The 26,529-nt window shown below is 62.1% G+C and carries 22 protein-coding genes, 1 tRNA gene and 1 pseudogene; 12 read left to right on the top strand and 12 right to left on the bottom strand.

Annotated features, from left to right (window positions below; translation table 11 throughout):
• The first annotated feature begins 51 nt into the window (after positions 1 to 51).
• From ROI90_RS14455 to ROI90_RS14430, 6 genes are all read left to right on the top strand, one after another.
• On the top strand, positions 52 to 1,098 hold the full coding sequence (locus ROI90_RS14455) for a lysylphosphatidylglycerol synthase transmembrane domain-containing protein (protein ID WP_315999063.1): 1,047 nt from the start codon (positions 52 to 54) through the stop codon (positions 1,096 to 1,098).
• Positions 1,065 to 2,369, top strand: coding sequence for a glycosyltransferase (locus ROI90_RS14450; protein ID WP_315999062.1), 1,305 nt, complete (start codon positions 1,065 to 1,067; stop codon positions 2,367 to 2,369). The genes ROI90_RS14455 and ROI90_RS14450 overlap by 34 nt, the downstream gene beginning before the upstream one ends.
• A 337-nt stretch (positions 2,370 to 2,706) precedes the next feature.
• Positions 2,707 to 3,231, top strand: a complete 525-nt coding sequence (locus ROI90_RS14445) for a c-type cytochrome (protein ID WP_315999061.1) — start codon at positions 2,707 to 2,709, stop codon at positions 3,229 to 3,231.
• Between the two features lie 69 nt (positions 3,232 to 3,300).
• Positions 3,301 to 3,558, top strand: coding sequence for a helix-turn-helix domain-containing protein (locus ROI90_RS14440; RefSeq protein WP_315999060.1), 258 nt, complete (start codon positions 3,301 to 3,303; stop codon positions 3,556 to 3,558).
• Between the two features lie 5 nt (positions 3,559 to 3,563).
• Positions 3,564 to 4,724 (top strand): ABC transporter permease, encoded by a 1,161-nt coding sequence (locus ROI90_RS14435; RefSeq protein ID WP_315999059.1) that lies wholly within the window; start codon positions 3,564 to 3,566, stop codon positions 4,722 to 4,724.
• Positions 4,725 to 4,855: 131 nt separating this feature from the next.
• A complete protein-coding gene (locus ROI90_RS14430; protein WP_315999058.1) occupies positions 4,856 to 6,088 on the top strand; it encodes a PP2C family protein-serine/threonine phosphatase in 1,233 nt (410 codons plus the stop codon).
• 226 nt (positions 6,089 to 6,314) lie between these two features.
• Here the strand turns inward: ROI90_RS14430 and ROI90_RS14425 are convergent, their stop codons facing one another.
• A complete protein-coding gene (locus ROI90_RS14425; protein WP_315999057.1) occupies positions 6,315 to 7,769 on the bottom strand; it encodes an O-antigen ligase family protein in 1,455 nt (484 codons plus the stop codon).
• The gene (locus tag ROI90_RS14420) at positions 7,766 to 8,848 is read right to left on the bottom strand and encodes a GumC domain-containing protein (protein WP_315999056.1); all 1,083 of its coding nucleotides are present in this window, start codon (positions 8,846 to 8,848) and stop codon (positions 7,766 to 7,768) included. Before ROI90_RS14420 ends, ROI90_RS14425 begins: the two co-directional genes overlap by 4 nt.
• A 179-nt stretch (positions 8,849 to 9,027) precedes the next feature.
• On the opposite strand from ROI90_RS14420, the gene ROI90_RS14415 reads away from it, so the two are divergent.
• From ROI90_RS14415 to ROI90_RS14390, 6 genes are all read left to right on the top strand, one after another.
• Entirely contained in the window at positions 9,028 to 10,488 is a 1,461-nt protein-coding gene (locus ROI90_RS14415) for an oligosaccharide flippase family protein (protein WP_315999098.1), read from the top strand.
• Positions 10,489 to 10,540: 52 nt separating this feature from the next.
• Positions 10,541 to 11,668 (top strand): glycosyltransferase family 4 protein, encoded by a 1,128-nt coding sequence (locus ROI90_RS14410; protein WP_315999055.1) that lies wholly within the window; start codon positions 10,541 to 10,543, stop codon positions 11,666 to 11,668.
• A gap of 114 nt (positions 11,669 to 11,782) precedes the next feature.
• The gene (locus ROI90_RS14405) at positions 11,783 to 12,412 is read left to right on the top strand and encodes a polysaccharide deacetylase family protein (RefSeq protein ID WP_315999054.1); all 630 of its coding nucleotides are present in this window, start codon (positions 11,783 to 11,785) and stop codon (positions 12,410 to 12,412) included.
• 5 nt (positions 12,413 to 12,417) lie between these two features.
• Positions 12,418 to 13,518, top strand: coding sequence for a glycosyltransferase (locus ROI90_RS14400; RefSeq protein ID WP_315999053.1), 1,101 nt, complete (start codon positions 12,418 to 12,420; stop codon positions 13,516 to 13,518).
• Between the two features lie 287 nt (positions 13,519 to 13,805).
• Positions 13,806 to 16,088: a glycoside hydrolase family 3 C-terminal domain-containing protein gene (locus ROI90_RS14395; protein WP_315999052.1), complete on the top strand. Its 2,283-nt coding sequence runs from the start codon at positions 13,806 to 13,808 to the stop codon at positions 16,086 to 16,088.
• A gap of 230 nt (positions 16,089 to 16,318) precedes the next feature.
• Positions 16,319 to 17,101 (top strand): TatD family hydrolase, encoded by a 783-nt coding sequence (locus tag ROI90_RS14390; RefSeq protein ID WP_315999051.1) that lies wholly within the window; start codon positions 16,319 to 16,321, stop codon positions 17,099 to 17,101.
• Between the two features lie 110 nt (positions 17,102 to 17,211).
• Here ROI90_RS14390 and ROI90_RS14385 read toward each other — a convergent pair whose 3' ends face one another.
• From ROI90_RS14385 to ROI90_RS14340, 10 genes and pseudogenes are all read right to left on the bottom strand, one after another.
• Positions 17,212 to 17,916: a RibD family protein gene (locus ROI90_RS14385; RefSeq protein ID WP_315999050.1), complete on the bottom strand. Its 705-nt coding sequence runs from the start codon at positions 17,914 to 17,916 to the stop codon at positions 17,212 to 17,214.
• 107 nt (positions 17,917 to 18,023) lie between these two features.
• A tRNA-Ser gene (locus tag ROI90_RS14380) sits at positions 18,024 to 18,111 on the bottom strand.
• A gap of 81 nt (positions 18,112 to 18,192) precedes the next feature.
• Entirely contained in the window at positions 18,193 to 19,239 is a 1,047-nt protein-coding gene (locus tag ROI90_RS14375; RefSeq protein WP_315999049.1) for a type I asparaginase, read from the bottom strand.
• Between the two features lie 206 nt (positions 19,240 to 19,445).
• A pseudogene (locus tag ROI90_RS14370) lies at positions 19,446 to 20,312 on the bottom strand (xanthine dehydrogenase family protein molybdopterin-binding subunit); the annotation flags it as partial.
• Between the two features lie 24 nt (positions 20,313 to 20,336).
• A complete protein-coding gene (locus ROI90_RS14365; RefSeq protein WP_315999048.1) occupies positions 20,337 to 21,680 on the bottom strand; it encodes a xanthine dehydrogenase family protein molybdopterin-binding subunit in 1,344 nt (447 codons plus the stop codon).
• A gap of 12 nt (positions 21,681 to 21,692) precedes the next feature.
• Positions 21,693 to 22,673 carry an FAD binding domain-containing protein gene (locus ROI90_RS14360; protein WP_315999047.1) on the bottom strand — a complete coding sequence of 327 codons (981 nt, stop codon included), beginning with the start codon at positions 22,671 to 22,673 and terminating at the stop codon, positions 21,693 to 21,695.
• A 113-nt stretch (positions 22,674 to 22,786) separates the two neighbouring features.
• Entirely contained in the window at positions 22,787 to 23,419 is a 633-nt protein-coding gene (locus ROI90_RS14355; protein WP_315999046.1) for a (2Fe-2S)-binding protein, read from the bottom strand.
• A gap of 282 nt (positions 23,420 to 23,701) precedes the next feature.
• The gene (locus ROI90_RS14350; RefSeq protein WP_315999045.1) at positions 23,702 to 24,274 is read right to left on the bottom strand and encodes a sugar O-acetyltransferase; all 573 of its coding nucleotides are present in this window, start codon (positions 24,272 to 24,274) and stop codon (positions 23,702 to 23,704) included.
• 74 nt (positions 24,275 to 24,348) lie between these two features.
• Positions 24,349 to 25,227 carry a helix-turn-helix domain-containing protein gene (locus ROI90_RS14345; RefSeq protein ID WP_315999044.1) on the bottom strand — a complete coding sequence of 293 codons (879 nt, stop codon included), beginning with the start codon at positions 25,225 to 25,227 and terminating at the stop codon, positions 24,349 to 24,351.
• 58 nt (positions 25,228 to 25,285) lie between these two features.
• Positions 25,286 to 26,281, bottom strand: coding sequence for an aldo/keto reductase (locus ROI90_RS14340; RefSeq protein ID WP_315999043.1), 996 nt, complete (start codon positions 26,279 to 26,281; stop codon positions 25,286 to 25,288).
• Positions 26,282 to 26,529: the final 248 nt, after the last annotated feature.

Here is a 26,529-nt window from a genome sequence, read left to right as displayed (position 1 = left end):
TTCAACCGCGCAACAAGCTAACTTGCCGAAGTTACGCAACCCGCCGCCGTTTTGCCCCAGTTGAAACCTCAAAGCTACGCCCAAACTACTGAAGCACCGGCTTCGGCCCGTTATAAAGGCTGGATTGTGGCCGGCAAAGTCGGCATCACCCTGCTTACCCTGGGCCTGCTGTGGCACTCCGTGGTAGCCGATGCTGATACGGCCGCCGCCTGGCGGGGGCTGCTGGCGCGCACCTGGCAGGGGCAGGGCCGGGGGCCGGTGCTGCTGGCTTTGCTGCTGATGCCCCTGAACTGGGGCCTGGAAGCCTGGAAATGGTGGTATCTGGCCCGCCACCTGGAGCCCGTGTCCTTCGGGCGCAGCCTGCGGGCGGTGCTGGTGGGCCTCACCCTGGGCTTCGTGACCCCCAACCGGGTGGGCGACTACGCCGGCCGTATCATGGAGCTGAAAAGTCGGCGGCTGGATGCGCTGGGGGCGGTGTTTCTGGGGCGGTACTGCCAACTGGTGGCCACGGTGGCGGCCGGCACGGTAGGGCTACTGTATTTTCTGCTGCGGTTTTACGTGGCGGGCTACCCGGCCGCGCAGCTTGGGCTGGTGGCGCTGGTGCTGCTGCTGAATGCGCTGGTGCTGCTGCCCTTGTACTACTCTGAGCTGCTGGTGGCGGCCGTGCGGGCGGTGAAGCCGTTGCGGCGCTTCAGCCGCTTCGTAGCCATCATGCCCACCTATCCGGCCCGGCTGCTCACCACCGTGCTGCTGATTTCGGGGCTGCGGTACGCGGTGTTCTGTCTGCAATTTGGGGTACTGCTGTGGGCCTACGGGGTGCAGGCGCCGGTGGGGCCGGCCCTGGCCGCCATTGCGGGTACGTTTCTGCTGAAGTCGTTGGTGCCCTCCCTGAATGCTTTGGCCGATGTGGGCGTGCGGGAGCTGTCGGCCACGCACCTGTTCGGGCTGCTGGGCCAGCCCGTGCTGCCGGTGCTCAGTGCCAGCCTGAGTTTGTGGGTCCTCAATATTGCCGTGCCCAGCGCCATCGGGCTGGTGTTCGTGCTGCGGCTGAAGGTGCTGGGCCGGTGGCAAAAGCCGGGTTCGGCCCCCGCATCGTGAGCGGCACCGGGTGGGGCTGGCCGGTGGCGCTGCTGCTGACCAACGGCGCATACCTGGCCCGGATGGGGCTGTTCCGGCGGGCCTGGCAGCGGCTGGTGGCGGCTTCTTCCTCTGGAATTCTTCTAGGAGAAGTAAAAGAAAAACGGGTTTCAGACAAGGGTTCGGGTGCCGATTTTGGAAAAGCGGAGGTTGATTCTTCCTTTTTCCCGGAGAAGGACTTTCGGGAAGAACTAACGGCAGAACTCCAGCGCGAGCCGGCCTTTACCATTATCATAGCCGCCCGCAACGAGGCCCAAAACCTGCCGGGCCTGCTGGCGGACCTGGCCGCGCAGCTGCCGGTGGCGGGCGGTTTCGAGGTGCTCGTGGTGGACGACCATTCCACCGATGCCACGGCCCGGCTGGTGGAGCAGACGGCTCCCGAAGTTGCTTTCCCGTTGCGCCTGCTGCATCTGGCTGAGTTGCCCGGCGCGCCCACCGGCAAGAAAGCCGCCGTGCAGGCCGCCATTGCCGCCGCCCGCGCCCCCTGGCTGCTGCTCACCGATGCCGACTGCCGCGTGCCCGCCGGCTGGGTAGCTGCCTACGCCCGGGCCGTGGCTGACCAGCCGGCCGCGCGCTTTATCAGCGGGCCGGTGCTGCTCACGGGCCGGGGCTGGCTGGCCACGTTGCAGGGGCTGGAGCTGGCCGGACTGGTCGGGGTGGGCGCGGCTTCCATCGGCCGCAACGCGCCCACCATGTGCAATGGCGCCAACCTAGCCTACCGCCGCCAGGATTTTTACACCGTGCAGGGGTTTGCCGGGAATGAACAGGTAGCCAGCGGCGACGATGAGTTTCTGCTGCACAAGCTCCACGCGGCCTTTCCCGGCAGCATCCGGTTTCTGGCCGATGCGCAGGCTTTGGTACAGACGCCCGCTCAGCCTACCGTGCGGCAGCTGCTGCGGCAGCGGGTGCGCTGGGCCAGTAAGTGGAGGCACTACCAGACCCGCGCCCCCCAGCGCTTGGCCGTGCTGGTGTTGCTGGCCAACCTCACGTTTCCGGTAGGGGCGGGGCTGTGGCTGGCGGGTACGGTGCCCGGCTGGGCAGTGGTGCTGAGCTGGGCCACCAAGCTACTGGCCGATGCGCTGCTGCTGCTGCCGGTGCTGCGGTTTCTGGGTCGGCGGCGGTGGCTGTGGTGGGTGCCCTTGCTCCAACTGGCCTATGCGCCCTATGCCCTGCTCACTGGCCTGGCCGGCCTGCGCGGCAGCTACGAGTGGAAGGGCCGGCAGCTGCGCTAAACCGTGTGAACAGTCACTAGGAAAGAACGTCATGCAGAGGCGCAGCCGAAGCATCTCGCGTGCTGACGATGCAATGGTAACTCATCGTCAGCACGCGAGATGCTTCGTCCTTGCTCTAGGCGCAACATGCTCTGCATGACGTTCTATTTCGTGCCTTTTACCAACTGTCCGCACAGCCTAGAACGGCCAGCCCGGCAGCTGAAAGCATGTCGGGCCGGTGGCCTGCCCGTTGCTGTTGCTGCGTCGTCGTTGTAGCCATTCAATCGGGGTGGTTTTCGCTTGCTATTGCGGCCGTTGCGGGCGTACTTCAACAGGTAATTCAGTAGCCCGTATCCCTATGAAAAATCTGCTGGAAATCATCATGCCCGCCAGCTTGGCGGTGGTGGCCGGATCCATTGTAGTGTGCTTGTTCACGCTGGGCAACCATCTGACGCCTGAACCCGTGAGGGAGGAGGTTTCGAGTTGTGCGGGCATGGGGCCCTTGCCACAACCCGTCAAGCTGATTTCAGCTTTGCCGCCCGGAGCTGAACCTGGCGACATAGCTGCTGGTGATGCGCTATTCAAGGGTAACTGCGCCCAGTGCCACGCTGTGAATGAGGTAGTTGTTGGACCGGCGCTGGCTGGTATTACCAAGCGCCGGCCAATGCCGTGGATTACGGCCTGGGTGAAAAACTCCAGCAAACTAGTAGCCAGCGGCGACGAGTACGCCGTGAAAATATTCAACCAGTACCAGCAGCAACAAATGCCCAGCTTCCATTTATCAAAGAAGGAAATTGAACAGATCATCTTCTATATTGAAGATAATGGCTATAGGCCTGCCATTGGGACAGATGACGTGGCCTATACACCACCCAAACCGTAGAGCCAAGCAAATTCGCCGTACTTGCTAACCCGCCTGGAGTGCTACCTTTGCCTGAAACCCCTGCCCTTCGTGACCGACGTTGAATTTGATATCCTCGACGAGCTGTACTTCGTCTCTTCCTTCACTGACCTGAGCCAGAAAACCGGCTTGGCCCCCGCCGCCCTGGAGCGCCACCTGCGTAGCCTGCTGGAGCAGGGGCTCATCCGCAGCTACTGGCCCGACCCCGACACGGAATTGGCTTTCGAGGAAAGCTCCTTCGGGGCCATCGTGCGCGACAGTTTTTTCCTGGCTTCCAAGGAGGGCCTGCTGCAACACAACACCCGCTAGTGTCCTTGGCTACCACCGTTGCCCCGGCGGCTCGGCCCCCCGGCTATTATGTGCGGCAGCGGCTGCTGCGCAACACGCCCGCCATGCTGGGTTTGGGCTTTATTGTACTCTGTACGCTGGTGGCCGTGCTGGGCTATTGGGTACTGCCCGATAACTCCCCCAACGCCAACAACGGGCTGGTGCAGCTGCAAAAGGAAGCGCCCGGCTTCCGGGCCACCATTCTGCGCCTGCCCGCCGCCGATACGGCTCAGGTGGCTGGCAACCCGCTGCGTACGTGGTGGCAGGGCCGGCCGGCGCAGTATCGGGATGTGCCCATTGCCAGCTACCAGATCCGGGGCGACTCGCTGTACACCCAGCCCTACCGCAACCACTCCGCCCTCGCCGATCAGCCCCAGGCCTACTCCCTGGCGGCCGTGGCGGGCCACGCCGGCCCGGCGGCCGAGTTAAAAGCGGAAATCGAGCAGAGCCACATCAGCCGGCGCACCTACTGGCTGGGCACCGACAAAGCCGGCCGCGACGAGTTGAGCCGCCTGCTGCTGGGCACCCGCGTGAGCCTGGGTATTGGGCTGGTGGCCGTGCTGATTTCGGTGCTGCTGGGTATGCTGGTTGGGGCCGTGGCCGGCTACGTGGGCGGCTGGCTCGATTCGCTGCTGCTGGGCCTGATGACGGTAGTGTGGAGCATTCCGGGCATTATGCTGGTTATTGCCATTTCCCTGGCCCTCGACAGCAAGGGCGTCTGGACTTCCTTCGTGGCCGTGGGCCTGACCATGTGGGTAGATGTGGCCCGGGTGGTGCGGGGGCAGATGCTGAGCCTGCGAGAAAAAACCTTTGTGGAAGCGGGCCGCGTGCTGGGCCTGCCCCAAAGCCGCCTGATTTGGCGCCACCTGCTGCCCAACATGATGGGCCCGCTCATCGTGCTGGCTACCAGTAACTTTGCGGCGGCCATTCTGCTGGAAGCGGGCCTGAGCTTTCTGGGCCTGGGCGTGCAGCCGCCCGCGCCCTCCTGGGGCCTCATGGTAAACGAAGGATTTCAACTGCTGGGCACCGAAGCCGGCCTATGGCTTACTTTGCTGCCCGGATTGGCCATTAGCCTGCTGGTGCTTAGCTTTAACCTGCTGGGCAACGGCCTGCGCGACGCCTACGACCCCAAAACGCCGCTGGGCTAATGGTGATTTAGCGAATTAGTGAGTTAGTGAATATGACGTTCTGACAGCAATTCGGGTATACACAGAATATCAACATCACCACTTCATTACTTCGCTACCTCACCATTCCACTACTTCACCATTTCACCGCTATGCCCAATACTACCCCCGAAAAGCGCCTGTTTTTGAAAGAACGGGAATTGGGTGCCTTGCTGGAAATTACTCAGGCCATTAACCTGGACCCGACGGAGGCGGCGCTGTATAAAATCTTCCAGTTCACGTTGCTGGGCCAGCTCAATATCCGGCGGCTGGTGCTCTACGTGAAGGAGGAAAACCAGTGGGTGTGTACCGTTTCCTTTGGGGCCGGCCTCACCGATTTCCGGCGGGTGCCGCTGCCCGCCGCCATTCTGGAAAACTGCCAGGGTAAGCCCTGCTCACTCCAAAACTTTCCCGGCCTAGGGCCTGAATGGGAGCCGCTGCAAACCAGCATTCCGGTGGTGCAGAACGGGGAAATGCTGGCCTACGTGTTCATCGGCAACGTGCACGAGAATTACGTGGACGAGGAAGCCACCAAGTTTCTGCAAACCCTTAGCAACATCCTGCTCGGGGCCATCCAGAACCGCCGCCTGGCCCGGCAGCGGGTGGCGGATGCGGCCATGCGCAAGGAAATTGAAATTGCCCAGGAAGTGCAAACCATGCTGTTCCCGCGCAAGCTGCCCAACGATGCCAGCGTGGCCGTGCAGGCCAGCTACGTGCCCCACACGGCCGTGGGCGGCGACTACTACGACGTGGTAGACCTGGACGCCGACCGGTTTCTGTTCTGCGTGGCCGACGTATCGGGCAAGGGCGTGGCGGCCTCGTTGCTGATGTCGAACTTCCAGGCCGGGCTCCGCACCCTGCTGCGCCAGAAAGTGGATCTGGCTACCGTGGCCCAGGAGCTCAACAACCTGATTTTCCGCAACGCCGGCGGCGACAAGTTCATCACCGTGTTCTTCGGCCTCTACGACCGGCGCACCCGCGAGCTGGAATATGTGAATGCCGGCCACAACGACCCGCTGCTGATTCCGGATTTCGGGCCGGTGCAGCTGCTGAAGGAAGGCTCCATTATGCTGGGCGTGATGGACGAGCTGCCCATGCTGAAAGTGGGCCGCGTAACCGTGCCCCCGCGCGCTCTGCTGCTCTCCTACACCGATGGCCTGACGGAAGTATTTGACGCCGACCACGAGGAGTTTGGCGAAGAAGGCGTACTGCGGGTACTGCGCCAGCACCGCTACGCCCCCCTGGCTACCGTGCACCGGCAGCTGCTGCGCGAAATCGAAGCCTTCAACACCAACGGTACCCGCTTCGCCGACGACGTAACCATCCTCAGCTGCCGGTTTAAGTAGTGAAGTTGTGAAATGGTGAAGTTGTGAAATAGTCATTGCCAGGCAGAGCCGAAGCAACCCTGCCTTCTCACTGCTCTTATGGCGCGCAGCCTCAGCCCACGCAAAAGCCCCCACGTCAGAACCAGACGGTGGGGGCTTTCGGTTTACAGGACTTTGAGCAGCTGAAAAGGATGGATTGCTTTGGTTACTGGCTCAATGCGTCACATGCCTCACATGCCTCACAACTTCACCATTTCACAACTTCACCTTTCGCCCAACTGCCCACGCGGATGAGCATGAACAGGTTGATGAAGAAGAAGGAGCCGATTTTATCGACTTCCACCAGCTCATTGAGCAATAGGTGAAACACGATGATAACAAAGCTCAGGCCACAGGCCAGCAGCACGTAGCGCGGCTGCGTGCCCGGTTGGGTGCGGTGGTAAAGCGTTTCGATGGTGATGAGGGCGGCTCCCAGCAGCACCATAAACAGCACCACGCCCGGGAAGCCCTGCTCGGCCAGCACCAACAGGAAATAGTTGTGGGTGGTCGATTTTTCGGGGTTTTCGCTCACGTAGGTGCGGAAGCTGCGCACCGTGTAGCGCTTGTACTCGGGGTAGAAGGTGCTGGGGCCGCTGCCCACCAGGGGCTTGGCCGCCGCCATGCGGCCCGCGGCCACCCAGCGGTATACCCGCTCCATCCCCGACACATCCTGCAGCTTATAGGTGGCCTCGAGGTGCTTCTCAAAATTTTCCCCGTTGAACACGGTTTTCTCGAAGTTGGGGGCGTACAGCATGTAGTTGTTCTGGCTCAGGAAGTAGGTAGATCCAGCCAGCACCGCAACCAACGCACCCAGCAGCACAAGGCGCGTCTGGCGCAGGCGCACCACGTAGTAAAACAGCCCCGCCACCGGCAACGACAGCACCGAGGCGCGGGTGTAGGAGGTAATCAACCCAAAAAGCAGAATGCACAAGGCCACCCACCAGGCCGTTTTTTCGGCCCCCCGGGTGCTGCGGATACTGTAGAGCGCAAACGGCAGTAACAGGGCCAGCACCGTGGCGTAAATAACGTGGTTGCGGTAAAACGGGTGCACGGCTTCGTTGATGGCCTCAAAGCTGAAGCCGTGGGCCGCGTGCTTGGCGGCCGTAATCAGCACGGTGAGGCAGGCACCGATGGCGTACAGGCCTGCCAAGCGCCATACGTCGGCGGGACGGCGCACCAGTAGCAGGGTGCCTAGGCCAAACGGCACCAGATACCAGGTTTTGGCCAGCAGATACTTCACCGACTTGGTAGTGTCCACTGAAAACATGGTGGACACCACCGACCAGAATAGCATCAGCAGCAGGATGATAACCAACGGGTGGCCCAGCTCCCGGCGCGGCAGGTTGTCGCGGCGCATCAGCAAGGTAGCCAGTACGCAGCCGGTAAGCACCAGCAGCAGCGGCTCCGAGGGTACATCCATACTCAGGCCACCGGGCAGGGGCATCTCCCGGGAAAACGCCAGCGTCAGGAATAGTAGGTAATAGAGTGTCCGCCACTCCGTAAGTACCATCAGCAGGCCCACGGCCAGGGCGGCCGGCACCAGGGCCAGGGGCGTTTCCAGCAGCAGGGCCGTAGCGCCACCCGTTAGCAACATCACTACCAGCCCCAGAAACAGGCGCTGGGCAGGGTCTTGGGGCAGGAGGGAAGCCAGCCGCTGGTTCACTGGGCGGGCGAGTAGCCAGGCCGGCCGGCCGTGCGCCGCCACAGCTCCAGCAGGGTAATTACCACCACCGAAAAAGCCAGGGTCAGGAACACCGAGCCCACTACAATCAGCCAGCGGATGGGCTTGCTTTTCTTGGTGGCCGGATAGGCTTTCTGCACCACGTACAGGGAGGAAAGCTTGCCTTTCAACGCCACGTCGGCGGTTTCGTATTCGCCCCGGGCCTTTACCAGCCGCTCCTGCAAATCGGTCATGCGGGCCGTAAACAGGTTAAGCGAGTCCACGCCCTGGGTGTAGTCTTCCAGGTTGATGACGTTGCCGCCCTCGGCTTTGGTGAGGCCCCGCAGCGCCCGGCGCAACCCGGCGGCCTCGTTGCTGTTGCCTTCGCCTTCAGCCTGCCGCAGCTTCGATTCTACCTCAATAATTTCCCGGGCCAGGTAGCGCGACTGTTGCTCCAGCCCATAAATGCCGTAGCGGCGGCGGGCCTGAATCAGCTTCTGGCGGGAAGTTTCAAACTCCTTGTTCAGAAACTGAAACCGCTGGCTGTACAGGCCCAGCACATTACGGCGGTTTTCTAAGGTCAGCTGCTGGTTTACCGAGTCAATTACCTGCACCAGGGCGTTGGCAATCTGGGCGGCCAGATTTTTGTCCTTATCGAGGAAAGTCAGCTCAATAGCGTCCCGCTCATTGTGCACGATGCTCAGGTTGGAGCTGAACTCGCGCAGGGCGGCATCATCGGCGGCATCGTCGCCGGCCGCGCCGGTTTGGTAGTGCTGGTGCAGGTTGAAGCGTTTGATAACCAACTCCGCCACCGGCTGCGACTCGCCAATGGTAATCACCCGGTCCAGATCCTCGGTACGGCCGCCCAGCTCCAGCTTGCTGCCTTCGGTGGCAATGCGGTCGGGGTCAGTGGTTTGAGGATTGGTAGGAAAGAAAACGGCGGTTGACTTGTACACGTTTGGCAGCAGCAGGGCCACCAGCACGCTACCCACCAGCGCCAGCAGCAGCGCCACACCCACCAGCTTCTTCCAACGGTTAATAATGGGCCAGAGACCCAGGAGAGAATACGACGACTCCGACATGTGAAAAATAAGGCCGCACGACCGAAAAGTGGAAAGCCCGGCCGTCGGCGGCAGGCAAATATAGAGGAAAAAGCCCCTCAAACGATGAGTGCGAAGGTCACTTTGCCCACGGGCTTTTCCGTAGTTTTGCGCTTCTGCCGTTGGCTGGCAACCCCCGGCCGGTCCGCTTTGGCATCTGAATCCTGACTAAACCTTCTGCTCGCATCAAACGCTTCCTCGGAAATATCAGCTTTGTCGTGCTGCTGAACCTGCTGGTGAAGCCGGGCTGGGTGGTGCTGGAAAACGTGGTGCAGGACCGCATCGGGCACGAGCAGTTCGGCACCTTCACGGCCCTGCTCACGCTGGCCGCCATCATGGCCGGCATTTCTGATCTGGGCACTACGCAGCTCACTACCAAGCGCCTGGCTGCCGCCCCCAGCTTCTTTACCGACTTTTTCCCGACTCTGCTGCCGTTGCGGGCCGGGTTGGGCGTGGGGTTTTTGGTGCTGACGGTGGCCGTGGGCTGGGTGCTGGGCTACCGGGGGCACTGGCTACTGCTGCTGGCCATTACGGCGGCGGGCCTGCTGCTCACCCAGTACACGCTGTTTCTGCGCGGGGTGCTGCAAGCGCACCAGCGCTTCACCGCCGATGCCGTGCTGTCGGTGCTGGAGCGGCTGCTGCTGCTGGGCCTGGTGCTGGCGCTGCTGCCGCTGGGCCTGAGTATGGACGGGTTTGTGGGCGCCCGCACGGTGGCCGTGCTGTTCACGTTTCTGCTGCTGGCCGGCCTGATCCGGCGGCTATACGGGCGCGTGGCCCTGCGGCCCCGCTGGAGCCAGGCCCGGCAGGTGCTGCTGGATAGCTTGCCGCTGGCCTTTATTACCCTGGTGTACGGCCTCAACGAGCGGATTGACATGCTGATGCTGGAGCGGCTGGTATCGGCCCGGGAGGCCAGCTACTACGCCGCCGCCTACCGCTGGGTTGATGCCGTGATGATGTACCTCTGGACGGTACTGCCGCTGTTTTTTGCCCGTTTCGCCCACGCCACCGGCCGCCGCCAGGAGCAGCAGGAGCTGCTGTGGTTCGGGCAGCGGGTGGTGACGGTGCCCTTGCTGCTGGTGGTGGGCTTCGGGCTGTTTCGGGGGGAGCTGCTGTTTTTTCAGTTCAAGCACAGCTCCCCGGCCGAGCTGCTGCGCATGACGCAGTGCTTGCAGGTGCTGTTTCTGAACGTGCTGGTGCACGCCTTCTTCGCCATTTACAGCACCCTGCTCACCAGCACCGACCACGAAAAGCCGGTTTCCTGGTTGGTTACCGGCAGCATCGTGCTCAATACCGGCCTCAACTTCCTGCTGATGCCGCGCTACGGGGCGCTGGCTGGGGCCTTCAATACCTTATTATGTGCCGTGCTGGTGTCCGTGGGCTACGTGTGGCTGGTGCCCCGGCGCACGGGCGTGCAACTGCCACTGGCGGCGCTGAGCAAGCTGGCCGTGGCCTTTGCGGGCCTGTGCGGGGGCTGGTACCTGCTGCAAACCTACGCGCACTTGCCCTGGTGGCTGGAAACGGCCGTAGCGGGCATCTGGCTGCTGGCGCTGATATTTGGGCTGGGCATCGTGCGAGTGGATGAGTTGAAAGCTCTGCGAACCAGAAAGCAGCCCGCCGCCTGATTTTCGCGCCGGGCTTCACAACTCCACAATTCACAACTTCACTCTTGCCTCATTGCACATAGCCGTCAACGTCCGCTTTCTGCTGCCCGGCGACAAGTTAGAGGGAATCGGGCGGTTTACGCTGGAAACCCTGCGCCACATGGTGCAACAGCAGCCGGAGCATACGTTTCACTTCCTCTTCGACAGGGCCTTCGATGCGCGCTACCTGCTGGCTCCGAACGTGGTGCCGCACGTACTGCGGCCCCCGGCCCGGCACCCGCTGCTGTGGGTAGCCTGGTTTGAGGGCGCTGTGGCCCAATGGCTGCGTAAGCACCGCCCGGCCGTATTTCTCAGCCCCGACGGCTTCACCACCCTGCGCACCAGAGTGCCCCGGGTAACCGTGCTCCACGATTTAGCCTTTGAGCATTTTCCTCAGGATGTAAACAAGCTAGTGCTGCGCTACTACCGGTATTTTACCCCGAGGTTTGCCCGTGCCTCCGAGCGGCTGGTGGCCGTGTCGGAAGCTACGAAGCAGGATATTGTGCGCACGTATGGTATTGCGGAAAGCAAGATCAGCGTGGTCTACAACGCAGCCGATGCGCACTTCCGCCCCCAGCCGGTGGCGGTGCAGCAGGCAACCCGGGAGCGGTACGCGGCCGGCAAGGACTACTTCCTGTTCGTGGGCGCTCTGCAGCCGCGCAAAAATCTGGTGAACCTGCTACGGGCCTTCGATGCCTTCAAAATGGCCACCGGCGCCACCACCAAGCTATTGATAGTGGGCCGTACTGCCTGGAAAGCGGGCCCCATCTTCGAGGTGTACCAGCAGCTCCAGCACCACCACGATGTACACCTGACCGGCCGCGTGACGGATGCCGAACTGGTGGAGCTCTACGCTGCCGCCCTATCTACCTGCTACGTACCCTACTTCGAAGGCTTCGGTATTCCCGTTATCGAGGCCCAGGCCTGTGATTCGCCGGTGATTACCTCCAACTGCAGCTCCCTACCCGAAGTAGCCGGCGGCGCGGCCTGTCTGGTTGATCCGTTCTCAGTGCCTTCCATCACCGAGGGCCTCAAGCGGGTGCACGCATCGCCCGAGTACCGGCAGCAGCTTACGGAGCAGGGCCGGCGCAACGGGCAGCGGTTTTCCTGGCCGGAAAGTGCCCGCCGCCTCTGGGCCGAGGTGGAGCGGGCCGCGGAGTAGTTGTTAGTTATTGGTTGTTAGTTGTCAGGTCGCTTTGACGGCTGCCTTGTTTGCTGATAACCGTCAACTAACAACCGTCAACTAACAACCAGCAACTAACAACCAGCAACCAACATGCACCTACACCGAATGCCCGGCCTGGTGCAGCGCCTGTTCCCGGACTGCCTCTGGACCATGCCCGCCACCCTGCCGCCCACGCTTTATCTGACCTTCGATGATGGGCCCATTCCGGAGGAAACGCCGTTTGTGTTAGAGCAGTTGGCGCGGTATGGGGCGCAGGCCACGTTTTTCTGCGTGGGGGATAATGTGCGCAAACACCCCGAAGTAGCCCGGCAGGTACTGGCCGCCGGCCACCGCCTAGGCAACCATACCTACCACCATATCAGCGGCTGGAGCCACTCACGGGCGGCGTATGTGGCCGATGTAGCGCGCTGCCAGGAGGTGTTACAGCCGCTGCAGCCCGAGGCCCGGCCGCTGCTGCGCCCGCCCTACGGCCGCATCACCCGCGCCCTGGCCCGGCAGCTGCGCCACACCCACCAGATCATCATGTGGGACGTGCTGACCTGTGACTACGACCCGGATTTCTCCCCCGAGCAGTGCCTGGCTACTGCTATCCGGCTTACGCGGCCGGGCTCCGTGGTGGTGTTTCATGATAGCCTGAAAGCCAGCCGCAACCTGCGCTATGTGCTGCCCCGCTACCTGGCGCATTTTGCCGCCCTTGGCTACGGGTTCGAGAAGCTTTGAGCACCATGCTGATTTTCCTTGCGCTGTATTTTCTGGTCTGGTTTGGGCTGCTGCTCACAGCCACGGTTCTATTTGGGCGACGCAACAGCAGGCCGCAAAAGCTACCCGCTGAGCTGCCCCGGGTGAGTATTCTCATTGCCGCCCGCAACGAGGCAGCGGCCATCGGGCGGTGTCTGCAAGCCATCCGGGAGTTGCAGTACCCCTCGGAGCTGGTGGAAATACTGCTTGGGGACGACGGCTCCACGGACAACACCGCCGCCCTGGCCGCCGCCGCCATGCAGGGCTACGAGGGCAGCTTTCGGGTGGTGCCCATTACCGAGACGTTGGGTAAAGCCCGGGGCAAGGCTAACGTGCTGGCCCACCTGGCTCGTGCCGCCACCACTGAGTATTTCTGCATTACCGACGCCGATATTGCCGTGCCGCCCACCTGGCTCAGCGGTTTGCTGGCGCACGCCGGGCCCGGTATTGGTAGCGTAACCGGCCTCACGCTGGTAACCGGCCCCCGCCTATTCCACCGCCTGCAGGGCCTTGATTGGCTGATGTCGTTGGGGTTGGTGCAGGTGGTGACCGACCTGGGCCGGCCCGTAACGGCTATGGGCAACAACATGCTAGTGACCCGCGCCGCCTACGAGGCCACCGGGGGCTATGAGGCGCTGCCGTTTTCCGTAACCGAGGACTTTGAGCTGTTTCAGGCCATTCTGCGCTGCGGCTTTGGCTACCGCAACCTGTTCCGGGCCGAGGTACTGGCCGAGTCGCTGCCCATGTATACGTGGGGCGGGCTGCTGCACCAGCGGCGGCGCTGGCTGCGCGGGGTAGAGCAGTTGCCCTGGTGGTTGCAGCTGAGCCTGGCGCTGTACGGTTCCTTTCATCTGCTACTGCTGGGCCTGGGGGTGGTGGCGGGCTGGCCGGTGGCACTGGGCGTTTGGGTGGCTAAGCTGGCGGTGCAGGGGTGGCTGGCGGCCAAGTGCTTCCGCCAAGTGGACCGCCGCCCGCCCCTGGAGCTGCTGCCTCTATTTGAGCTGTACACGCTCACGCTCACCCTCGGAATCGGGTTGTTCCGGCTGCTACCCCTGCGCTTCGAGTGGAAGGGACGACAGTATCGGTAGAAACTTGGTTGTTTTTTATCCGCAGGCCAGGGAATTCAGAAGCTTGCGGCGCTGCGTGAGGCAGGGCGGTTACGTGTGCGCTAAGCGGTTGGCAACGGGCATGGGTAGGTGGGCGGGAAAGTTGAAAACGGGGTTTACGCTGGATTGTGGCGGTTTTCGGTTCTACATTTGATTACCCGGCCGGCGGCCAAGTGCGACGTCTTAAGTTGTGTGCCCGGCATTTGCGCTGGCAGCAGCGGTGCCCAGGCGACATCCGGCCGGTTCCCGTCATTTCCTAATTCCCTGCTATGTTCTGCTTTCCTTTCCGCCGGGCGGCGCTGCTGGCTGCGGCCGTATTCTGCGCGGCGGCTCCTTTAGCTCCAGCCCAAACGAAACCTTCCTCCGCCACAAGCTCCCCAACCGCCACACCAGCCAACCGCCAGCAGCTGCTTCTGGCCAATGAGGTCAAGATTGATCAGCTCCTTAAGAAGCTGACCCTGGAGGAAAAAATTGCCATGATCCACGCCAATTCCTCCTTCACCTCGGGCGGGGTAAAGCGGTTGGGCATCCCGGAAATAACCACCTCCGACGGCCCCCACGGCGTACGCCCCGAGCACGGCCGCGACTGGACTCTGGACGAGGGCGTGAACGACTCGGGTACCTACCTGCCCACCGGCAACACGCTGGCCGCCACCTGGAACCCCGCGCTGGGCTACGCGTTTGGTTCGGTGCTGGGCGCGGAGGCCAACTTCCGGGGCAAAGACATCATCCTGGGCCCAGGCATCAACATCATCCGCACGCCCCTGAACGGCCGCAACTTCGAGTACCTGAGCGAAGACCCTTACCTCGTTTCGAAGATGGTGGTGGGCTACATTCGGGGCGTGCAGGACCAGGGCGTATCGGCCTGCGTGAAGCACTACGCGGCCAACAACCAGGAGGAGCACCGCAACGACATCGACGTGGAGATGAGCGAGCGGGCCCTGCGCGAAATATACCTGCCGGGCTTCCAGGCTGCCGTGCAGGAAGGCGGGGTGAACTCGCTCATGGGCTCCTACAACAAGTTCCGGGGCCAGTACGCTACCCACAACGCCTACCTGATGAACGACGTGCTGAAAGGTGAGTGGGGATTCAAGGGTCTGGTAATCAGTGACTGGGGCTCGGTGCACAATACAATGGAAGGCCTGCGTAACGGCACCGACCTGGAAATGGGCACCGACCTGTCGCTGATGTACAACAGCGTCGACCAGACGGCCAGCGCCGGGATGCCCAAGCTCACGCCCGCACTCTACGATAAGTTCTTTTTCGGGACGGCGGCGCTGGAGGCAGTGAAAAAGGACAAGACCCTGGAGCCGCTGCTGGATGATAAAGTGCGCCGGATTCTGCGGGTGATGTACCGCACCAATATGATGGACGGGGCCAAGCGCCAGACCGGCGCCTACAATGCGCCCCAGCACCAAGCCACGGCCCGCAAAGTAGCTGAGGAAGGCATTGTGCTGCTTAAAAACGAGGGTAACGTGCTGCCCCTGCGCCAGGCCAGCAAGTCCTACGCCGTTATCGGGGCCAACGCCACCCGCGAGAATTCTCTAGGCGGCGGCAGCTCGCAGGTGAAGGCCAAATATGAGATTACGCCCCTGGCTGGCCTCCAGAAAGCCCTGGGAGCCAGTACAAAAATTGCCTACGCGCCCGGCTACAAAATTGCCCGCGGCCAGCAGGCCGATCCGCAGCTGATTGCCGAGGCCGTAGCCGTCGCCAAAGCCGCCGAAACGGTTATCCTCGTGGGCGGTACCACCCACGGCTATGACTACAAAGTGTGGAGCGACAACGCCTACGACGCCGAGGGCTACGACAAACCCGACATGAAGCTGCCCTTCGGCCAGGATGAGCTGATTAAGGCCGTACTGGCGGCTAACCCCAACACTGTGGTAGTGCTCATGGGTGGGGGCGTGGTGGATGTGTCGGCGTGGGCCGGGCAGGCCAAGGGAATCGTGGAGGCCTGGTACCCCGGCATGGAAGGCGGCAACGCCCTGGCGCAGGTACTGCTCGGCGGCATAAATCCCTCCGGTAAGCTGCCCCTCACCTGGCCCGTAAAGCTGGAGGACTCGCCGGCCCACAAGCTGGGCGAATACCCCAGTACCCCCGGCAACCCCCTGAAGCAGACGTACAAGGAGGACGTGTTCGTGGGCTACCGCTACTTCGATACCTACAAAGTAGCTCCCCAATTCGCCTTCGGCCACGGCCTGAGCTACACCACCTTCGAGTACGGTAAGCTCACGGTAAAATCGTCCGGCCAGAACGCCACGGCCACGCTTACCATTCGCAACACTGGCAAAGCGGCCGGGGCCGAAGTGGTGCAGCTGTACGTACACGACGACCAGGCCAGCGTGAAGCGCCCCGAAAAGGAGCTGAAAGCCTTCGAGAAAGTGTTCCTCAAGCCCGGCGAATCCAAAAACGTAACCCTGAACCTCGGCCCCGAAGCCTTCCGCTTCTACAGTGAAACCAAAAAACAGTGGGTGCTGGAGCCCGGACAATTCACCCTGCAAGTCGGCAGTTCCTCCCGCGACATCCGCCAGACGGCTACGGTGAAGTTGTGAAGAGTGAAGTTGTGAAGAGTGAAGTAGGCGGCGTAAGTAAGCTAGGTTAGTATGTCATCCTGAGTGCAGCGAAGGACCTTGCCACGTTAGAACAAAGGCTGTTTTAACGTGGTAAGGTCCTTCGCTGCACTCAGGATGACAGGTTTTACACCGACTCTCCATTTTACAGACCGCTCCATCATTTCTTAACTTCACCTTTCACAACTTCCCCACCCGCCTACCTTTGCGGGATGCAGTTTTCTGATTCGCACGCGCACGTTTACTCCGAGCAACTCCGGCCCGACCAGGATGAGATGCTGCTCCGGGCCTTCGAGGCCGGGGTGGAAACCATCTTCATGCCCAACATCGACCACGACAGCATTGATGCCATGCTGGAAGTGGAGGCCCGCCACCCCAACCAATGCTTCGCCCAGATGGGCCTGCACCCCTGCCACGTGACCCGGCAATTTGACAAGCAGCTGTACGAGGTGGAAACCTGGCTCAGCCATCGGCCCTTCGCGGCGGTGGGGGAGTGCGGCATTGATCTGTACTGGGACAAAACCCTGCTGGCCGAGCAGCAGGAATCTTTGCGCATTCAGGTGGCCCTGGCCAAAAAACACAGCCTGCCCCTGGTGCTGCACACCCGCGAGGCCTTCCGTGAAGCCGCCGACATCATCACGGCCGCCCAGGATGGCTCCTTGCGCGGGGTGTTCCACTGCTTCTCGGGCACCCGCGAGGAAGCCGAGGAAGTTATCCGGCTGGGTTTCAAGCTGGGCATTGGCGGCGTGGCCACCTTCAAAAACGGCGGCCTCGATAAAGTGCTGCCGGGCATCGGTCTGGAGCACCTGTTGCTGGAAACCGATGCGCCCTACCTGGCCCCCGTGCCCCACCGGGGCAAGCGCAACGAGCCCGCCTACATTCCGCTGGTGGCCTACCGCGTAGCCGAAATTCTCGGCGTAACCGGGGCCGAAGTAGCCCAGGCCACCACCCGCAACACGCTGGGGCTGTTCGGGGAGGCCGGGCGGCTGGGGTAGGTTTCGCGTTGCTTTTTGTCATTCCGAGCAAAGCGAGGAATCTGGGTTTTCCATTCAATAGGATTAACCCAGATTCCTCGCTGTGCTTGAAATGAAGGTTCTAAAAGCGACTATTCTGCTGTAAAACGGTATTTCAACCACACTACATCGTTATCCAGTTGCTGCACCTGCTGCAAATACAGCCGCGTGGCGGGGCCTTTGCGCAGATAGTCGCTTACCTCAAAAGTGGTGGGCGAATGAGGCGTACCGTCGGCAATGGGTAGCACCAGCAGGCTCAGCTCGTCAATCAGGCCGGCGTTGAGCAGGGAGCCGTTCAGGTGGCCGCCGCCTTCCAGCATCAGCGTTTCGATGGGAAACAGCCGGGCCAACTGCTCCAGCGCCGAGGCAAAGTCGATTTCCTTCTCGCCCGCAAACAGGTAGGAAATGCCCTGTCGTTGCAGGTAGTGCAGATATTCGTCGCTCACCTGCTCGGTAAGTACCTCCACGATATGGTCGCCGCCGGTGGCATTACCGTCCCAGCCCAGCTTCCCGTGCGCATCCACGGCAATGGCGAAGGAGGTGGCCTGTGCGTCGCCGATGAACGGTTTCCGGGCGATAGGGTGGGGGGCGGGCTGTAAGTCGGGCTGCACGCCGCCCGAAAAGTCGCGCTCCATCGTCACGCGCCCGCACATCCAGGCCTGGCTGGTGAAGGTGTCGTGGTATTTCTCGAAGTAGCCGGAATAGGTGTCGGTCAGGCTCTCATCCTGCCAGTTGGCGGCCAGAATTTTGCCGTCCACCGTGGACATCATGTGGCAGATTACGTGGGGTCGTTTCATAGTAGGCCTTCAACGGTATTTGCGGCCTGATGGCTACATTTCTGGTTCTTCTACGTATATTCTGAACAAACAAAAAGCCCGTTTGCAGCTTGCAAACGGGCTCTTAGCAGAGAGGATGGGATTCGAACCCACGATGAGCTTTAGACCCATACACACTTTCCAGGCGTGCTCCTTCAACCACTCGGACACCTCTCTGGGTGTACATCAAAGATGCGGTTAGGTGGCGCAAAATAACACCCGATTTTCGGGATACGCAAGCCGGCTGCGGCTCTTTGCTTAGTTTATTGTGATTTCGCCGCGCAGGTTCTGGGCCAGCAGGTGGCGCAGCTGGTCGGGTTTCTCATTGAGGCTCAGCACGAACATGAGCTTGGCAATGGCGGCTTCCACGGTAATATCGGCTCCGCCAATTACGCCCATTTCGGTGAGGTAGGCGCTGGTTTCGTAACGGCCCTGCATCACGCGGCCCTCCTCGCACTGGCTCACGTTCAGGAGCAGCACGCCCCGCCCAGTAGCGGCGCGCAGCGTCCCCAGAAACCAGGGAGCCGTGGGCGCGTTGCCGGCCCCGTAGGTGAGCAGCACGGCCCCGCGCAGGCCGGGGGCCTCCAGCTGGGCCCGCAGCATGGGCTCGGTGAGGCCGGGAAATAGATGCACGATGGTTACGTTTTCCTCCAACTGCTGATGTACTGTAAGCGGCGCGGCCGGCAGCGGCCGGATTTGCTCATCATTGAACTCCAGCTCGATGCCGGCTTCGGCCAGGGGCGGGTAGTTTTCACTGCGGAAGGCGTTGTACTGCTGGCTTTCTACCTTTTTGGCCCGGTTACCCCGGATGAGCTGGTCGTTGAAGAAGAGGCACACCTCAGGCACGCGCACGGTGCCGGCGGGGTGGCGGGCGGCGGCCAGCTCCAGGGCCGTTACTAGGTTGCGGCGGGCATCGGTACGGATGCGGCCCACGGGCACCTGCGCCCCGGTAAATACCACCGTTTTGCCCAGGTTTTCGAGCAAAAAGCTGAGCGCCGCCGCCGAGTAGGCCATGGTATCGGTGCCGTGCAGCACCACGAAGCCGTCGTACTGCGCGTATTTTTCCTCGATAAGGGCAGCCAGCCGCAGCCAGTCCTGGGCCGTTACGTTGCTGGAGTCGATGGGGTCGCCGAGGTTTGTGACGTCCACCTGCATGTTCAGCTGGCGCAACTCCGGCATCTTCTTTCGGATCTGTTCGAAGTTCATCGGCACCAGCTCGCCGCGCTTGTTATAGGCCATCCCGACGGTACCGCCGGTGTAAATGATGAGAATGGAGGTTTGGGGGCGGTTTTCGACAGCAGGCACGGTGGGACAGTTGGGTGGAGCGGCAAGTTAGAAAGTCCGCGCCACCCGCGCGGTGTACCATATGTATGAAAAATCCGTCATGCAGAGACGCCGCCGAAGCATCCCGCGTGCTGACGTTGTGGAGCTAATCACGACATCAGCACGCGAAATGCTTCGGCTACGCCTCTGCATGACGGACTTATTTACCGGCTGTTCACGCAGCCTGCCTACACCAGCTTATCCGGGGTGATGGGCAGCTCGCGCACCCGCTTGCCGGTGGCGTTGAACACGGCGTTGGCAATGGCCGGGGCTACGCCGATGGTGGCAATTTCGCCGATGCCCTTGGTGCCCAGCTTGTTGACGTAGGGGTCGGGCTTGTTCACGAAAAACACCTCCACGGCCGGGGAATCAGCATGCACGGGCACGTGGTAGTCGGCCAGGTCCTTAGTGACGTAGCGGCCGAACCGGTCGTCGATGATGGCGTGTTCCATCAGGGCCATGCCGATACCGCCCACCGCGCCACCTTTCATTTGGTTGCCGGCGGTTTTCTCGTTGATGATGGTGCCCGCATCGGCGCAGGAAATGAGCTTGCTTACCCGCACTTCGCCGGTCAGCTCGTGCACCCGCACCTCGGCAAAATGCACCGAAAACGAGTACATCGACACCTTCGGCCCCTCGCCGCCGGGCTTGGACTCCACGGTAACGGCCGTACCGCCCGCCTGCTTCACCAAGTCGGCGTAAGGCGCGCGGGCCCCGGGGTTGCCGGCTAACGTGAGGTGGTTGTCGGCGAATAGTACGTCCTCCTTTTTGGCCGAGGCAAAGGCCGGGTTGCCGGTGGCCGCCAGCTCGCGCAGCTTGTCTTTCAGGGCCATACAGGCTTCCTGCACGGCCGGGCCTACGGTATTCACAATGGCCGAACCGCCTTGGGTGGGTGCCTGGGCAAAGTCGGAGTTACCCCATTCGAAGCGGATTTTCTCGGGAGCCAACCCTAGCGTATCGGCGGCAATCTGGGTCATGGCCGTGCCGGTGCCAGGACCGATGTCCGTGACGGCGCTTTGCAGCAGCACCGTGCCGTTGGGCAACAGCTGAGCACTGGCTTTGGAGGAGCCGCGGTGCGCTCAGAAAGTGCCCACGCCCATGCCGTAGCCGATGAGCCACTCCCCGTCGCGCAGGGAGCCGGGCTTGAGCTGGCGCCTGTTCCAGCCCACCCGCTCGGCCCCGGCCCGGTAGCATTCCTTGAGGAACTTGCTGCTCCAGGGCTGGTTTTTCTCGGGGTCCTGGTCGGTGTAGTTGCGCAGGCGGAATTCCAGCGGGTCGATATTCAACAGGAAAGCCATTTCGTCCATAGCCGACTCCAAAGCAAACGCGCCGGTGGCCTCGCCGGGGCCGCGCATCCAAATGGGGGAGCCCACATCCAGGGCCGCCAGCCGGTAGCGGGTGGTCAGGTTCGGCGACTGGTACATCATCTTGGTCTGGCCCAGCGTGGCTTCCACGAACTCCTCATAGGTAGAAGTCTGGCCGATGCTTTCGTGGGTGATGGCCGTAATTTTGCCGTCGGAAGTGGCGCTCATCCCGATTTTCTGCCAGGTGTAAGGCCGGTAGCCCACCATGGTAAACATCTGCTCCCGGGTCAGCATCAGCTTCACAGGGCGGTTCACCACCTTGGCCGCAATAATGGCCGCCGACTCGTGGGGCCAGCTGTGCAAAGCGTTGCCGAAAGCCCCACCCACGTAGGTGGCAATGACTTTCACATTCGCCTCGGGCAGGCCCCATTGCCGGGCGAAGTCGCGGCGAGTGGCCATGGTGCCCTGGGTTTTATCGTAGAGCGTGAGGCGGTCGGGAGCTTCCCAGTGGGCCGTAATGGCTTGCAGCTCCATGGGGTGGTGCACCTCGGTGGGTATCACGTACTCGGCTTCCAGCTTCAGTGCCCCGGTTTTGTAAGCGTCCACCTCACCGCGCTGGTAGTCAGCGGCCGGCGACTTCGGGTTCTTTTTGGCCTGGGTGGGCAGGAAGGCGTTGGCTTTGTTGGCCTCCAGGTTGGTCTGGTGCTTTTCCGGGGCGTACTGGGCCTTTACCAACCGCGCCGCGTAGCGGGCCCGCTCCAGCGTATCGGCCACCACCACGGCAATGGGCTGGTCGTTGAAGCGGATTTTATCGTCCATGAGCACCTGCAAGGCGCTGCCCACCGTTTGCGGCTGCGAGGGGTCTTTGCCCGCCGGCTTGGCACCGGGGGCCTTGGGCGCGTTGAGGTGCGTTACCACGGCCAGCACGCCCGGGGCCCGCTCGGCGGCTTTCGTGTCGATGCTGCTCAGGCGTCCCTTGGTTACGGTGCTGCCCACCAGCACGGCGTAGGTGATGCCCGGCAGCTCGTATTCGGCCGAGTATTTGGCCGCGCCGGTTACTTTCTGGCGGCCGTCCACCCGGTTCATGGGCGCTCCGATTTTTTTTTCTGGTGCGTTCATCGTTGGATGGGGTTAGGCGGCGGCGGCCGTTTTCAGGGCCTGCACAATGGCGTTGGGGCCCAGGCGGAGCTTGTATTCATTGTGTTTGAAGGCTTTGGCCCCCTGCATGGCCACGGTGGCGGCCTCCCGGAAGATTTCCTCGGTGGCGGGCTTGCCCACCAGCACCTGCTCGGCGGCCGTGAGGCGCCAAGGCTTGTGCGCCACGCCGCCCATAGCCAGCCGCGCCGCTTTGATGGTGCCGTTGTCGATATCCAGAGCCGCCGCTACCGAGAGCAAAGCAAAGGCGTAGCTGGCCCGCTCGCGCACTTTCTGGTAGTGTACGTGCCTGGTAAACGGGTTGTCGGGAATATCAACGGCGGTTATCAGCTCGCCGGGCTCCAGGTTGGTGTCCTTTTCGGGGGTGTCGCCGGGCAGGCGGTGGAAGTCGGCGAAGGAGATGCTGCGGCTGCCTTTCGGGCCACTTACCTGCACGGTGGCATCCAGCGCTACCAGGGCCACGCTCATATCGGAGGGGTGCACGGCAATGCACTTGTCACTGAACCCGAAGATGGCGTGCACGCGGTTCACGCCCTCCAGCGCCCCGCAGCCGGAGCCGGGCTGACGCTTATTGCAGGGCAGGGCCGTATCGTAAAAGTAGGGGCAGCGGGTGCGCTGGAGCATGTTGCCGCCTACGGTGGCCATGTTGCGCAGCTGGGGCGAAGCGCCGGCATTGAGGGCCTGCGCCAGCAGCGGCTGCCGCTCCCGCACCTGCTTGTCGTCGGCTACGGTGGAGTTCAGGGCCAGCGCCCCGATGCGCAGCCCGTTGCCCTGGCGCTCAATTTTGCGGAAATCCAGGCGGTTGATGTCCACCAGCTTTTGCGGGGCCATCACGCCGCGCTTCATGAGGTCCACGAGGTTGGTACCGCCGGCAATGAAGCGGGCGTTGGCGTCCTTGGCCACGATGTCGATGGCGGCCTGCGGCTTGGTAGCGCGCACGTACTGGAACTGGTTCATATGTCTGAATGCTGAATTAGGAATTAGGAATGCTGAGTTGATAGACTGAATGAAAATAGAGGCAGAAAGAGTATGCCCAAATTCATAACTCAGCATTCATCATTCAGAATTACCTATACCTTTTGCCCTCCCGATTTCACGTCCTGAATGGCGGCCACGATGTTGGTGTAGGCCCCGCAGCGGCAGATATTGCCGCTCATGTACTCCCGGATTTCACCTTCCGAACCCGCATGGCCCTCGCGCACGCAGGCCACGGCCGACATAATCTGGCCGGGGGTGCAGTAGCCGCACTGAAAGCCGTCGTGCTTCACGAAGGCCTCCTGCATGGGGTGCAGCTTGTCACCCTCGGCCAGGCCCTCGATGGTGGTGATTTCCTGGCCCTCGTGCATCACGGCAAAGCTCAGGCAGCTGTTCACGCGCTGGCCGTCTACGTGCACGGTGCAGGCCCCGCACTGGCCGTAGTCGCAGCCTTTTTTGGTGCCCGTCAGGTTCAGGTTTTCGCGCAGCAAGTCCAGCAGGGTGGTGCGGGGCTCCACTTTCAGCTTCAGCTTTTTGCCGTTGACTTTCAGGCTCAGCGGAATCTTCTCAATGGACTCGGCCACCCGCTCATCCAGCCGGGCCTCAGCGGCCGAGACAACCGGGCCGGGTACCAGGGCCATTGCGGTGAGCAAGGACGACTGCTTGAGAAAGGTGCGGCGGTCTTCGTTGTGGTTGGCCGGCACGTCCGGCTCGGGGTTGGTGGCCATAGTCAGAAGGGGGAATTGGAGTGAGAGTAGGAGGCAAGCCAGCTTGCCGGAGGCCCGCTGGCTTGCCTGCGCAAACGAGGCAAACAGGTGCGCCGGCTTGGTGTGCGGTGCTAAACCAAACACGGGACGGCCGCGGAGGTTATCGGTAGCTGCCGTATTCTTTATCCGTTACGGGATTCAGCCAGGTCACGATGTCTTTTTCGGTGTTGACGTTGCGGGTTATCCGCAACCAGCTCTGGTAGCATAAAGGCCGGCCCGTGCTGAAAGAAGGCCCGGGCGGCGCTACAAATTCTTGACCACCCGGGCCGGTACGCCCGCCACGATGCTGTTGGCGGGCACATCCTTGGTCACCACGGCCCCGGCCCCCACAATGGCGTTTTCCTCGATGGTGACGCCGGGCATTACCGTTACGTTGGCCCCGATCCAGGCCCCTTTTTTCAGGACGATGGGCCGCGAATACGTGGCGCGGCGCTGCCCGGGCTCCGTGGGGTGGTTGGTGGTAATCAGGTTCACCTTGGGGCCCACCAGCACGTCGTCTTCCAGCGTGATACCGCCCCGGTCCATGAAGGTGCAGGCGTGGTTGACAAACACGTTCCGGCCGATGCGAATGTTGTGGCCAAAATCGGTGTAGAAGGGCGGAATCAGGAAAAACGTGTCGTCCACGGGCTGGTTGGTCAGCTCGCTGAACACGCGGTTTACCTGCTCGTTGTCGTCCACTGGCATGGCATTCAGCTGCGAGGTGACACGGATGGCCTTGCGGATGATGGCGTAAATCTGCGGATACTCCGGGTCGTCGAGGGAAATGACCTCGCCGGCCAGCTCCCGCTCAAAAATGGTTCTGGGTTGGGGCTCCATGAGCGTATCAGAAAGTGGAAGGAAGCCGCGCGCGAGTGCACTGTTGGCTGAGCGGCTAACGGTGGCCGGCAACGCTAAACTGCCCGCCGGAAGGCCAGGGGCGTGCTGCCGGTGTGCTTCTTGAAGAAGTTATTGAAGTAGGAGGCGTACTCGAAGCCCAGCCCGTAGCCGATGGCGGCCACGTCCCAGTCGGTGTGGTGCAGCAGGGCCTTGGCTTCGCCCACCACGCGCTCCGCAATGTGGGCCGTGGTGGATTTGCCGGTGACTTCCTTCACCGCCCGGTTGAGGTGGTTGACGTGAATGGACAGGCGGTTGGCGAAGTCCTGGGCGGTTTTCAGGGGCAGGGCCTGTTCGGGGCTTTCCACCGGAAACAGGCGTTCCAGCAGCTCCAGAAACAGGGCCGTAATGCGCGCGGCGGCGTTCTGGTGCTTCACGAAGTTCTCAGCCGGCTGCATGCGCAACGCCTCATGAATCACCAGCTGAATGTAGGTGCGAATCAAATCGTGCCGGAACAGGTAGTCGGTGCCTTGCTCGGCCAGCATCTTCCGGAAAATGCCGCTGATGTAAGACGCCTGCTCCTCGCTGAGCTGAAAAATAGGCGTGCCCCCGATTTTGAACAGCGGCGACTGTTGCAGACTCTCCGAACGGTCGGTGGCTTTCACAAACTCCTCCGTGAACAGGCAGGCGTAGCCGGAATGCGGCTCGCCGTGGTTTTCAAACGAGTAGGGAATGTGCGGGTTGGTGAACAGCAGGTAGGTGCCATCCAACTCAATGGCCTTATCGGCGTAGTAAATCGTGCACCGGCCCGTCAGTAAGCTCACCTTGTAAAAGTCGCGCCGCCGGAACACCAGCGCCGGCCCAACCGGCGCGCCCACCTCGTACACCTTGAAGCCCGTCAGCTTCAGGTCGTTGATATTCGTGTCGGCGCAGGGGTCTACGTAGGGAGTGGTCATGGCAAGAGGCGGCCTGAGAAGCCGGAAAGTGAAAATCGGCCAGACAAAACAGTAGCAATTAGCGGTTTATCATCTGTTGCTGAGCCGGGGCGTACCGCTCGCCCTGCACGGCAATCCGGGCGGCGGCCTGCTCCAGCTCCCGCAGCGTGTCGGGGGAAAGCTCCAGGTCAGTGGCGGCCAGGTTTTCTTCGAGGCGGGGCCGTTTGGTGGTGCCGGGGATGGGCGCAATCCAGGGCTTCTGGGCCAGCAACCAAGCCAGGGCAATCTGGGCCGGGGTGGCGTCCTGCTCCCGGGCAATGCGGCCCAGCAAGTCTACCAGCGCCTGATTGGCCTTGCGGTTTTCGGGGTTGAAGCGCGGCACGGTGTTGCGGAAATCCGACGTGTCAAACTCGGTTTTCTCGTCGATTTTGCCGGTCAGGAAGCCTTTGCCCAGGGGGCTGAAGGGTACGAAGCCGATGCCCAGTTCCTCCAGCACCGGCAGAATTTCCTGCTCCGGCTCCCGCCACCACAGCGAATACTCGCTTTGCAGCGCGGTTACGGGCTGCACGGCGTGGGCCCGGCGGATGACATCCACGCCGGCTTCCGAGAGGCCGAAGTGCAGCACCTTGCCTTCCTGAATCAGGTCTTTCACGGCCCCGGCCACGTCCTCAATGGGCACGCTGGGGTCTACGCGGTGCTGGTAGAACAGGTCGATCCGTTCCGTTTTCAGCCGCTTCAGCGAGGCCTCCGCCACGGCCCGGATGTGCCCGGGTCGGCTGTTGAGCCCGCCCAGGTTCTGCCCGGTGGCCTGGTTGATGTCGAAGCCGAATTTCGTGGCAATAACCACCTGCTCACGCAGCGGCCGAAGCGCCTCGCCCACCAGTACCTCGTTGGTGAACGGGCCGTACACCTCTGCCGTGTCGAAGAACGTGACGCCGCGCTCCACGGCCGCCCGAATCAGTTGCACCATTTCCCGGGTGTCGGCGGCCGGGCCCAGCCCGAAGCTCATGCCCATGCAACCCAGTCCCAGGGCCGATACTTCGAGGCCACTGCTGCCTAACGTGCGCTTTTTCATAGGAGTAGTAATACGAAAGTGAGTGAAACACCGCTGAGTGCGCCGGCCGCCGGTACGCGTTTAGCGCCGGGGTATCTTCCGAAGAACCCCGGATACTCCGGCTTTATCGGTCTGTGCATCAGCTTTCAGAGGGCTGTTAGCAGGAAACGTAGCTGCTCTACAAAGGTCTGACTACTGCCACCCCTGGCAAAGCACGATTCAAACCAATACTTACACAATTCAAACACCGCCCCACGGCTGCCGTTGGT

It is taken from the genome of Hymenobacter endophyticus (genome assembly GCF_032464715.1).
Classification (GTDB): domain Bacteria; phylum Bacteroidota; class Bacteroidia; order Cytophagales; family Hymenobacteraceae; genus Hymenobacter; species Hymenobacter endophyticus.
The sequence above is the reverse complement of the archived record's forward strand: the minus strand, read 5'-3'. Positions and strand labels throughout refer to the sequence as shown.